This window comes from Ochrobactrum sp. XJ1, from assembly GCF_024701725.1.
Lineage (GTDB): Bacteria > Pseudomonadota > Alphaproteobacteria > Rhizobiales > Rhizobiaceae > Brucella > Brucella anthropi.
In genome coordinates this window covers 131366-144387 of record NZ_VDGD01000011.1, presented here as the reverse complement: position 1 = coordinate 144387, position 13022 = coordinate 131366, and the positions used below count along the sequence as shown (strand labels likewise).

The window sequence follows — 13022 nt, the reverse complement described above, 5'->3', positions numbered from 1 at the left end:
GTACTACGCGATGCTAACGATGCCGGCCGTGCTGATGCCTGCGAACTACAGCAAAGCTTTCAGCGTAGGCAACTGTCCAGAAATATCCTCGATCAGAGGGGCAAATGCCGGCAGTACAAATCTTGGATATGGTCAGGCGCGTGCCAGGCCGCCACCTCAGATCGACGAACGGCTCGGACCGGATAAGGTCATCTCCCGCGTCAACAAAGGTCGCCATCGGTCTTTCCTTTCTGGCATTCAAAGTGAGGCTCCCAGTCCTCCATTGGAGTTTCGGGAGCCTCAGATTGCAGAGCTCGTAGCCCAAGCCTGGGTCTTACCACTTCAACTTGAAGCCGACGGTTGCCTTAAGAGCATAGCTGTCAGCGAAGTGATTGAGCGAGGTGTTGATCGAGCCCTCACCATAGACGGCGTATTTCTGGTCCGCCCATGCATAGGTGCCACCGGCGCCGATGCCTGCCCAGGTCTTGTCATTGTCGGTGTCGATATCAACACCGGCCACGTTGATACGCATTCCGCCAAGGAAGGACTGGTAAAGGTTGGCGACACCATAGACCGAGGTGTTGACCATGAGGCCGTCTTCACCCGTCCAGTCGTTGCGGTAGTTTGCAGCAAGGCCAAGACGCGCCGTCAGGCTGTTTGAATTGTCGAGGCCGACCCGGTTGCCCATAATGTCCTGGAAAGCGTCCGCATCCAGCGACGACCACATCAGCTGCGCCTGCGGCGTCAGCGACCAATGATCATCAATGGCGACACGCTGGCCTGCTTCCACACTCATGGCATAACCGAAAGCCTTCGCGCCGGTAGCCAGTGCCGAATTCATGTCATCGGAAGACAGGTCATTATCGAACCAGGTAAGCTGGCCCTGCGTGTCTACATAGAAGCCATTGTTGCCATACCAGGTCGCTGTTGCACCAAGGCTCCAGGCCCGCGTGTCGGTATAGCCGTCACCGAAGAACGAGCTGGTATTGCCATGGGCCGTACCGTACTGCCCGGTGATGCCAGCAACCAGTTTTCCGTTGTCATCCTCGTAGAACTGACCGTCAACGCCTGCCTGCATGATGAAGGTATTGATGTCCTGCTTCATGCCGGTGACGCTTTGCGGTTCAAGCCGGTTATGCGCTCCTTCGATACGCGCCCAGATGCCATTTCCGTCGACCATGGCGCCGTTCGTCTGGCCGTCGCCATTCTCGCCCGTCCAGTACCGGTTGCCCACACGTTCCTGCAAGGTCGGCAACTTGTTCAAGGCCTGCATGTTCTGGCCGTACCCCTGATAGACCGGCACGCCAGCGCCATAACGGGGACCATTGTTGTCTGGGTTGTTTGGTTCCGTATCACCATAACGGCTCACGAGATACCAGTTGCCATCCTTGTTACCGCTGCCCGATCCTTGCTGCAGCGTATAGGCATAGGCGCCAGCCCAGATAGCCTTCTTGTTATCCTTGGTTGTGTAATCGCTGACAAGCGAGAAGGTACCATTAGACTGCCCGGCGACATCGACAACTTCGATACCGTTAACCGTCTGGCCACCAAGCCCACCACGATTGACCACTTGCAGATTGGTAGTGCCTGAGGTGTCACCAGCAACCTTCAATCTATCGGTCTTGGAGTTGTCGTCACCAAGCACCGTGTTGATGACGAGGGTGCCATTGGAGCCGGTGTAGTTACCAGCTACCGTCAAAGTGGTTCCGGCTGTCATGTCACTCAGAGTAACAGTGCCACCATTGTCGAGGGAGACCACAGTCGTATCGTACCCGCCAATATCCAGCGTCCCGTTGCGCGTCGTCGTATAGGCCGATGCCGAACTGAATGCACCTTGGCTTCCCTGCGCCAGCGTCCCCTGCTTGACAAGCGTTGCACCGGTATACTGGTTGGAACCAGTGAGCGTCAGGTCAGCCGCACCGGATTTGGTGAAGCTGCCAGTGCCGGACAATACGCCGCTATAGGTCGAGTCCGTAGCTTCATTGACGGTGAAGGTTCCTGAGCCAATGTTGACCGCTCCGGCCCCACTGAGACCGCCAACCGTGTTGCTGGTACTTCCGAGATCTACTTTGCCATTATCCCCGACAGTCAGGACCCCGGTGCCGAAAGCATTGTCACTGCCCGCCTTTACGGTACCGCTGTTGACCGTCAGCCCGCCGCTGAAGCTGTTGTTTCCGCTCAACGTCAGAATTGTATTCGCACCGTCCTGAGTGACCTTGCCGCCGCCGGCAATATTTCCGGCGAAATTGTAGTCACTCCCCTGCTTGAAGGACAACGTTCCCTCTCCGTTAACATCATTGGCAACTGTCACGTCACCTTTTATGTCACCCGAATTGGTTCCGTCACCAAGCTGGAGCACACCGTTGCTGACGGTTGTTCCGCCGGTATAGGTGTTCTGTCCGGTAAGGATCAGTTTGCCGAGTTCGGTTTTATCGAGACCCTGGTTGCCGGTGAGCACAGAGCCGATGGTTGCAGTCATCGCGACACCATCGACGGTTCCATCGCCAACCGCAATGATCGGCGCTCCCGTCGTGCTCGTCAGGTTGAGAGAGCCGCCATTAATCACATAACCATCGACAACGAAGCGCATACCGGCCGTGTTAACCTGTCCAGCAGTGTCATCGACAGTGACATTACCCTTTTTGCCACCGAAGAAAGCGAATGAGCCATCATCGAAAGGCGCAAGCACACTGGCCTTATCGTCGGACCAGTTTTTATTGGTCGCGCTCCAGGTACCATCACCTCCGACAATGTTACCACTTTCGATATCGGCGATAGTCCCTTCCCCGTTCCAGTACTGAACCTTTGCGCCATAGGTGTTCACGATATAGACTGAGCCAGTATAGGCGGTCACGACCGACATACGGTCCTTCGCCGCCTGTCCACCCGGTACGGTACCGAACGAAAGGCCATCATCCGTCAGGGTGCCATCATAGGTGAACAGTTTGTAGGTCCCTGGACCGAAACCACCAGTATTGACCACATCGAGGGTGCCATCCATCGTCAGATTGCCATCCACATGGAAAGCAGCCTGCTGGGACACGCTGCCCCACTGGACGCTGGTTGTGCTATTGGCGGCGAGAGTCAGGTCACCTCCGATAGTCAGTGTCTGCCCGCCTTTACCGTAGAGCGTTCCGCTTGCCACATCGACATTGCCATCGATCTTGCCAGCACCGCCAACTCCGGCTGTGCTGTTGACGAGATTGACATTGCCGCCCAGTTCACTGTCGACCTGCAGATAGCCGTTGTTGACAGACGCAATTCCGGTAGCGGCACTTGCGTCACCATTGATGATCAGCTTGCCGCTTCCGTCCTTGGTCCAATCCGTAGTTCCGGTCATCTTACCGGCCAATGTCAGGTCTGCATCATTCTGGAATGTCGCTGCAGCGTCATCCAGAACCACATCACGGCTCATCGTAAACTGCGCGGTATTCTGCAATGTGCCATTCTTGATTGTCAGAGAACCGCTTTTATTACCCATATTCGCGTCAGCAGAAACCGCCAGCGTTCCGCTGTTGATTGTGGTGCCACCGCTATAGGTGTTGGTGCCTTTCAATGTCAGCGTGTCACTGCCGGACTGTTCGACATCACCAAAACCGCTAATCGTTCCCGAAAAAATCGGATTATCCGACATGTTGAAGACAAGCGTGCCCTTGTTGCTTGCATCCGCACCGGTATCGACATTGCCCTGGATTTTGCCGCTTGTCCCACCATTGCCAAGCTGAAGCGTACCACCGGCTATGGTCGTACCGCCAGCATAAGTGTTGTCCTTGGCCAGAACCAGTGTTCCAGCCCCGCTCTTCGTCAGACCACCAGTACCGGAAACGGCACTGTTGACAGTCGTGTCATTGGCCGTGTCATCGGTTTCGATCGTACCGTTACCTGCGCCGAGAGCAATGGCGCGGGTACTGGAAAAGCCCTGGCTGTACTTGAGCGTCCCGCCATCAATAGTAACCTGACCACTGACATCGCCGAGGTTGTTTTCAGCACTAACCGAAAGCGTTCCCGCCGTGATCGATGTACCGCCGCTGTAGGTATTAGCCTGGTTAAGAACAGTTTCGCCCGTGCCTTTTTGCGCAAACTGACCGGCGCCTGAGATCACGCCACCGAAGGTGAATGTTCCAGTCTTGTTGACTGCAAATGTTGCCTTGTCCGGTCCATTTGCATCGACGGAAACACCCCCAACCGTGTCTATAGTGCCACCGTTGCCGAGCTCCAGCGAGCCCTGTAAAACATCTGTTCCACCGCTATAGGTGTTGGCACCCGTCAGTACCAGAGTGCCATAGTCGGTTTTCTGCAAGCCTTCGGTACCAGCAATCGGCGCTGCAATCGTGGCCGTCATGGTCTTGCCGGCTTCGGTTGCATCCCCTACACGAATGATGGGTTTGTCAGGCGACGGAGCGTTCGGGTCGTGAGCAAGTGTGATAGGATTTGTGCCGGTAAGGCTATACCCATCCACCTGGAACTGCATACCGGAGGCCTGAATACCTGCATCGACAGCTACTGTTCCCGGCGTGTCACCGAAAATGGCAAACTCGTAGTTATTCCAGGTGCCTGTAATATCTGAATCGGTTGCATCATGCCAACTGATATCCGTCTGGTTCCATGTTCCGTTGCCACCTTTCCAGGTATTCAGCACGGCACCAGCTGCATTCATAATGTTTATCTGCTTGTTGTCGTCGTCATAAACAATATGGGCATCGGATGACTGGCCACCGGGAACAGTGCCTATCGTCAGCCCTGTGCCAGTTTTGGTATATCCATTCTGATAATCGAACAGGCGATAAGACCCAGGACCGAAACCGCCAAAATCCTCGATATCGACGGTACTGCCGTTCAAGGCAAGCGCACCTTGAACATTGAACAGACCGTTGCTGTTGCTGTTGGGAGCTCCGTAGGCAACTGCTATCGTGCTGCCTGCCTGCATGGTCAGACCACCACCGAAGGTCAGTGTCGCACCGTCCTGCCCCTTCAGCGTTCCCGCCACTGTGGTATTGCCACCGATCGTGCCGCTGCCGGCAAGAGTTCCACCCGTTGCGACAGTAACTGTCGATGCTGCGCTGCCAAGGGTGCCGTTCACATAGAGACTTCCAGCGGTAACATTCGTTGTCCCTTCGAAACCACTGCTGTCACCTGTAAGCGTCGATGAGCCCGCACCTTTCTGCTCGAGCACGCCGTTACCGCTTAAGACATTGCTGAAATCAATATTGGTATTGGCGGCGGCGTCGAAAGCGAGCGTGCCGTTGTTCGTTACATCACCTGCGAGAGCACCATTTGTGGTTCCGTCGCCAATCTGCAACGTTCCGCCATTATCAATGGTCGTACCGCCGTCGAGGTTTACGGAACCTGTCAGAACTGTCGTTCCTACACCAGCCTGCTCCAGTTTCCCGCTTCCAGAGATATCACCTCCATAGGTCAGTGTATCGCGGTTGAAGATCAGAGTACCGCTATTTTCGATATTGCCAGCAATAGTACCACTCAGACCGTCATCGCTGCCGATCTGCAATGTTCCCTGCGCAATGGATGTTCCACCACTATAGGTATTGGTTCCCGAAAGCGTAAGCTTGCCTGCGCCGATTTTGGTCAGTCCGCCCGTACCGGTAATGTTGCCCGACAGCTCTGGACTGGTCAGCAAGGTGTCGATTGTGCCACCCCCGGCCTGGAGGGTAACATCGCGATCCGACTTGAAACCGCTGCCAGTGATCTGAAGCTCGCCACCATTGAAGGAGAGTTTGCTCGATGCATCGCCCAGATTGTCATCGCTGCCAACCTGCAGCACACCGTCATTTATAGATGTATTGCCCTTATAGGTGTTGACGCTGTCAAGTACCAGCGTGCCTTCACCCGTCTTCGTGAGGCCGCCATCGCCGCTGATCACCTTGCTGATCGTCGATGTTCCCTCATCGGCCTGGATCGTCGCATCCCCGTTCAGCGTGAAAGCGCGGTCCATTGTAACACTGTTCGCAAGATCAAGCGTGGTGCCGCCAGCCATGGTGACAGAACCGCTCGCCGCACCAAGATTGGCATCGGCACTGATCTGCAGAATACCGTCGTTGATCGTCGTGCCGCCAGCATAGGTGTTGGTCCCGGACAGCGTAAGCGTGCCGCTACCTGTCTTCGTCAGACCACCGGTACCGGAGACAACAGCAGCAAGCGTGTTGCTGTTTGTTCCGGTGTCGATCGTACCACCGGCATTGAGAGTAACAGCATGGCTGAACGCGAAGGAATCCGTTAACTGGAGGGTCGCATTATTGGCAATCGTCAGCCCACCGGTGCCCAGATTGTCATCTTCGCTGATGGCAAGCGTGCCGGCTGTGATCGAGGTGCCGCCACTATAGGCGTTTTGACCGGAAAGGGTGATGGTGGTACCCGTTCCCGATTGAACGACCGAACCCGTTCCGGAAATGACTCCCGCAAACTCTTGATCTGCACCGCTGCTAAATTCGAGAGTGCCATCATTTTTGACATCCCCCGTTATCCAGCCAGCACCGCTGAGACGGAACGTACCCGCCTTGATGAAGGTGTTGCCGCTGTAGGAATTGCCGGCATTTGTCAGAACGAGTGTTCCAGAGCCATCTTTAATCAGTTCGCCAGCGCCGGAGATGATACCATCAAGTGTGCCGGTATTGCCCTGGGTGTCGATCACTCCTCCCGCTTCGTTGATCGTCATGGCTCTTGCAGTCGCAACGTCAGCGGACAACTGTAGTGTTCCACCGTTGAAAGTGACCGTCCCACTGACTGCACCAAGATTTGCATCTTTGCTGATCTGGACGATACCGCCGTCAAGGAACGTACCCTTATAGGTATTGGTCCCTGCAAGAACGAGCGTGCCGGCGCCGGACTTGTGCAATTCGCCACCACCGACGACACCGTTCAGTGTGCTGGTACCCGCCATAGTATCAATGGTGGAGCCCGTTGTTCCCAGTGTAATGCCTCTGGCGCTCGTCACGCCCTGGCTGAACTGCAGTTCGGCTTCAGTTTCAATCTTGACGGCTCCCGTAGCTAGACCAAGATTGGCATCATCCGAAATCTGCAGGATACCCGCCTTGATGTCGGTTCCACCTTGATAGTCATTGGTTCCGCCAAGAACCAGAGTACCCGTTCCAGCCTTGTTCAAGGCGCCGGTTCCGGTCAGCTTTCCAGTGAGCGTATTGATGCCGTCATCAAAAACATCAATCGTGCTGTTGGCATTGGTGAGTTTGATGCCACGCGCGGTATCGAAGCTCTCATCCAGACGCAGGGTCGCATCACCGATGATAATGCTGTTGCTGACATCCTGGCCAAAGTTCGCATCTTCAAAAACCGCCAGCGTACCGCCATCAATTTCGGTATCGCCGGTATAAGTGTTGGTGCCGGTTAGAGTAAGTGTGCCGGAACCGGTCTTGGTAAGCTTGCCTCCGTCGATCACGCCCGAAATCGAATTGTCATTCCCTTTCGTATCAATTGTCGCCCCGGTGCCGTCAAGCGTCAGGTCGTGCGTCATGATGAAAGCATCACCAAACTGCAACGTCGCATCCTTGACATACAAATGACTATCGGGATTTCCCAGATTGCTATTATCGCTGATCTGCAAGGTGCCAGCATTCACATGCAAATTGCCGGTGAACGTATTGTCACCGCCTAGAACAAGTGTTCCCGTGCCCAACTTGTTGAATTGCCCGGTGCCGCCAATGACACCTGTGATCGTGTCGGTAAAAGTGCCTGTATTGATAGTGCCGCCAGAAGCGCCAATCGTATAACCTCGCGTCGATGACAGATTTGCGCCAAACTCGAGTGTGCCGCCATTGATATTGACGGCACCTGCAACATCACCCAGATTATTCTCGGCAGTAACGATCAGACTGCCGCCCAGAATATCCGTCCCACCGCTATAGGTGTTGGTTCCGGTGAGTGTGGTTGCTCCACTGCCTTGCTGCACCAGCTTTCCGCGACCAGAGATTGTATTGCCGAGCGTAAAACTGTTAGTATGATTGATCGCGAGGATGGCATCCTCGTCCTCGTCCGACTTTCCTATCTCGATGTCTCCGAGGACACTGCCGGTCGTTCCCGCATTTCCAAGCTGAAGCGTGCCAGCCTGAATGGTCGTCTGGCCCGTGTAATCATTATCTGCCGCGAGTATCAGAGTACCCAGATCGGTTTTTTCCATGCCATTTGTGCCGGAAAGAACAGATTCAATGGTAGCGACGGTGTTCCCCGTGACACCAGTGCCCACGCGGATGATCGGCGCATCAGTAGAGCCACTATCAAGCGTCAGCCCGTCCCCCGTGACTGTATAGTGGCTGGTTACAAATTGCATACCTGCCGTTGTAACAGCGCCGCTGACCGTTACCGTGCCCGCTTGACCGGAGAAGATAGCATAGTGAGCAGCGTTCCACCCAGAATGCAGGCCGCCATTTTCATTTGTCCAGTTTGTTGTCGCCGCGTCCCATGTACCATCGCCGCCGGTCAGCGATGCGCCACTGCTTACGACAGAACCATCCCAGTAACCAAGGTCCATTCCTGCAGAATTCGTAAGATGGATATCATTGGTATCGTAATTGAATGTAATATCTCCAGCCGCTACATCTTGCGGAAGAGTACCCACTTGCAATGTTCCGGTATATGTTCCGGTTACGCTGAACAACTTGTACTCGCCAGGACCGAAACCACCGAGAGAGCTGATATTCACGATATTGTCGTTCAAGGTGAGATTGCCGCCAACCGTGAACAGTGCAGCCGTACTCGTATCTGCTATGCCGTAGGACACATTCAGCACACCTCCCGAAGCAAGCGTGAGATTTTTTTGGAATGTAAGCTGTGATTCTTGCGTCCCTACAAGTATGCCGCCACTGTTGATCGTGGTATCGCCGCCGATGGTGCCCGTACCGCCAAGCGATGCACCGCTCGCAACCGTAACAGTTCCCGTACCGAGTTGCCCGTCAACGACAAGCCCACCGGCGCTCACCGTCGTGGCGCCAGAGAAGTCCGAATTGTCTCCGCTAACAGTAAGGTTACCCGTACCCTTCTTTTCCAGAATACCTGTGCCGCTCAGGACATGGGTGAAATCAATATTATTGCTGCGGTCGACAATCAATTTACTGTTGTTGACAATATCACCGTTAATGGAGCCGGTGCCACCGCCATTGCCAATCTGAAGCGTACCCGCCGAAATGGTCGTCTTACCCGAATAATCATTGTCGCCGGTGACTGTCAGCTTGCCCGCACCGCGTTTATCAAACGTACCCGAACCACTGATCTTATTGCCAAAGGAAAAATCATCCGAACGATCCACGACAAGCGCCGATTTGTTCAGGATGTCACCACTCAGACTTCCGCCCGTACTACCGGCACCGAGCTGCAGCGTACCGCTTTCAATCGTCGTTAGACCAGTAAAGGTGTTTGCACCCGTCAGAATGAGTGTGCCAGCACCGCTTTGCTTCAACGAACCTGTGCCGGTGATTGTGCCAGAGTACGTGTAGGAATCGGAACGATCGAACGCCAGAGTGCCGCTGTTGGTGACATTATCGGATATGGCGCCGGTTGCGGTGCCGTTGCCAACCTGCAGCACACCACGCTCAATCACAGTATTGCCGGTATAGGTGTTTGCACCAGTCAGAATTGTAGTGCCAGTGCCGCTTTGTTTCAGTGTACCGGAACCGCTGATCACTCCTGAGAATGTGCTTGAGTCGCTGCGGTTGAACGCCAGAGTTGCGTTGTTGACAACATTTCCCGTGATCGATCCAGCAGCCGCCCCGCTACCGAGCTGCAATGTACCTGCGGAAATTGTCGTGCCACCACTGTAAGTATTGGCGCCCGTCAGAACCAGCGTTCCGCTGCCCGTTTTGGTCAGCTTGCCTGCACCGCTTACAACACCGCTGAGCGTATCCGCATCGGCACCCGTATCGATCGTGCCGTTGTTGCTGGTGATGCTGAATGCGCGTGCGGATGTAATCGTACCTGCAAGGCTGAGCGTGCCGCCATCCAGTGTCACCTTGCCGGTTGTCGCACCAAGCTTGGCATCGCTGGCGACCTGCAGTGTGCCACCGCTGATGGTCGTCCCGCCGGAATAGCTGTTCGTACCGTCGAGAATGAGCGTACCGGTTCCACTCTTGACCACCGAGCCAGTACCACTGATGCTGCCGGAATAGGTCTTGTTGTCGCTGCGGTTAAAGTTCAATGCACCGTTGTTCGTGACCGCGTTGCTGGCAAGCCAGCCAGTCGTACCGCCATTGCCGACTTGCAGAGTGCCCGCGGAAATCGTTGTTGCGCCCGTATAGGTGCTATCGCCCGTAAGCGTCAGCGTTCCGGCACCCGATTTGGTGAGGGAGCCGCCGCCGCTGATCACGCCAGCATAAGCCAAATCATTGGAGCGATTGAAAACCACCGAACCGCTATTGGCTATATTGCTTGCTATCGAACCCGTTGTGCCACCACCGCCGATCTGCAACACGCCTGCGGTAACTGTCGTCAGCCCCGTCGCGCTGTCAGCGCCGGTCAGAATCATCGTGCCCGCGCCCGTCTTCGTCAGCTTGCCAGCGCCACTGATCACGCCTGAAAAAGTGCTGCTGCCAGTGACCGTTTCGATCGTGCCGCCGCCAGCGCCAAGCGTCACGGCGCGCGCATTGTCGAAGGCGGACGAAAGACGCAGCGTGCCGCCGTTGAAGTTCAGACCGCCAGAGACGGCGCCAAGATTACCATTCGAACCGGCAACCAGCGTGCCGCCATTGATACTCGTGCCACCCGTATATTGATTGGTTCCAGACAGAACCAATGTGCCAGCACCAATCTTGGTCAGAGCACCGCCCGCGCCAAGATTCTGGGCAACAGTGAAAGTATTGCCCGCTGCATTTATGTCCAGCGTACCACCGCCTGCACCCCATGTGATACCGCGAGCCGTTGAGGTATACGTCGTCCCGGTAATCTGAAGCGTACCGCCATTGAACGTCAGTCCACCTGTCGTCGCCCCGAGGGCGGAGTCGGTAACAACGGAGAGAACACCACCTTTTAAAGTCGTTCCGCCTGAATAGGTATTTGCTCCCGTCAGCGTGATCGTGCCAGTGCCGGCGCGCGTCAATCCACCTGTGCCGGAAATAATACCGCCGTAACTTGTCGACGCAGAACCGTCGATCGTGAGCATATTTGCGCCCAGAACGACTTTACCGGTTGTTCCCTCCAGCGAGCCTATCGAAAAATCGGTGGTACGCGTACTGCCGCTTATATCAAACGCACTGTTCGCTCCGTCAGTCTTGACCCGTGCACCGGCCGCCGTAGCCGCCCCGGTGAATGAAAGCGTGCCTGAAGCTTGAGCAAGCAGCCTGGTGTCTGTTGCCGCAGTGGTGCCTTTGAATTCGACCGCCCCATTATTGCCTGCAATCACCGTCCATGCATTGGCTCCGAGCGTGATGGCAGACGCGGTGGCGAAATTTATTCCGTCGAATGTAATTTTTGCGTCAGTGCCATATGTCCCGAATGCAGCCGAGTTATCACCCAAAATTGACATGGTTCCCGGCAGGGCAGTAGTGGTACTTCCGCCCGTGAATGTTTCGGTGGCACCATTTTCCACGAGAACACCATAAGCGGACGCCCCCGTCGTGGATATCGAAGTCGACGCGTCCATCGTAACGCTTGAGCCAGCATCCTTGATCCAGATACCATGTCCATTACCGGACACAGTCGAGATAGTGACGTTTTTGAGAGTAATGCTGGCCCCAGAGTTAACCACGACTGCTTGTGCCCTAGCTGCCCCCGTCGCCTTTGTTTCAATCTGCGTTCCGGTGGCAGTGATTGAACTGCCTGCTCCGGTCGCATAAAGGCCAAAGCCGCTCGTGCCTTCCGTCGAAACGGTCGCGCTACCAATTGTAAGTTGCCCACCGCCGCTTACAGTGACACCTCTCTTGCCATCGGACTTAGCAGTAATCGTGACACCATCACCGATTGTTGCAGCTTTACCACCTGCAATAACCACAGCATCTGCCCCGGTAGCCGTAATCTTGGTAGTGGCACCGGTGATCGAAAGGGAGGAGCCCGCATTCTTGCCAGTATAATAGACTGCGGTTGCAGCACCTGTGGTGATAGTGCTGTCTTGAATTGTCAGCACCCCTTCTTCACCATAAGCACCATAGGCACCTGCTGTCGTGATAGAGCTGCCATTGGATAAAGTCAGGCTACCGGCATTATTCACACGGACACCGTAGGCTGTATTGCCAGTTGTACTGATGGTAACCTTATTTAAGTTGGCCACCCCCGCCGCCTGAGAAGACAGTACCCCTCCACCGCCCGTAGTACTTTGAGAATTGATCACAACATTCGTTAGATTTAGGGTACCGTTGTCTGCGAATCCAGCATAAGCATCCGCTCCAGAGACAGTAAATGTACCGCCAGTAACGATCGTCTTGCCTCCACTACGTGCGCCAGCAGCTGTACTTGATGAACCCGTCGTTATTACAGTGACGTCAGTGGCATTCAGAACGGAATTGGCCCCCCTTGCATACAAGCCCCAAGCGTCCACCCCGCCTGTCGTGATTTTGTTATTGCCAGGAGCAGTGATCGTAGTCCCATTATCAACTCGAAACCCATCGGCACCGTCAGCCGTCGTAGTAATGGTGTCACCGGCATTCAGGTTCGTATTCTTCACCCCAGTCGTATAGTCCGTCGCTGCCGCCCGATGGCTGCTTAACGCCAGACCGGATACGGAGAGCGCCAGGACCAGCGCCACCTGCGCCAAAAGACTGCCGCCACGCTCTACCCCGCTTCCCGCTACCCTGCCCGTCTGCCCCAAGGCAAAAGCGCGCCTCCAAGGGGTAAGTTCAATTCCGCGCATCGACATCTCGTTCCGAGCTTCCCGAGAAACGAGGGTCCGGGTGTTCTCGTCGCGGAATTTTCCAGCAAAGCAGCAATCGTTCATGCCGTAAGGCCCCTTGGCAAAGCGCGTTGCAACGCGCAAAAAAGACATCTCTAATCAACAATATAGTGAAACATCATTTTCCAGCTCATAATAAAAGTCGGAATCATGGTCACTATTTTTAAAATAATCCTGTTATTTCATCAAAGGATGCTAGCAGTCA

Annotated in this window: 1 protein-coding gene; it reads right to left on the bottom strand. The window is 55.1% G+C overall.

What is annotated here, in order from left to right; translation table 11 throughout:
- Positions 1–313: 313 nt before the first annotated feature.
- The gene (locus FG152_RS20150; RefSeq protein WP_166943191.1) at positions 314–12778 is read right to left on the bottom strand and encodes an autotransporter-associated beta strand repeat-containing protein; all 12465 of its coding nucleotides are present in this window, start codon (positions 12776–12778) and stop codon (positions 314–316) included.
- Positions 12779–13022: the final 244 nt, after the last annotated feature.

Excerpts from the sequence above, each read along its gene's own strand:
- FG152_RS20150 (WP_166943191.1), bottom strand. The coding sequence starts at position 12,778 with ATGCGCGGAATTGAACTTACCCCTTGGAGGCGCGCTTTTGCCTTGGGG.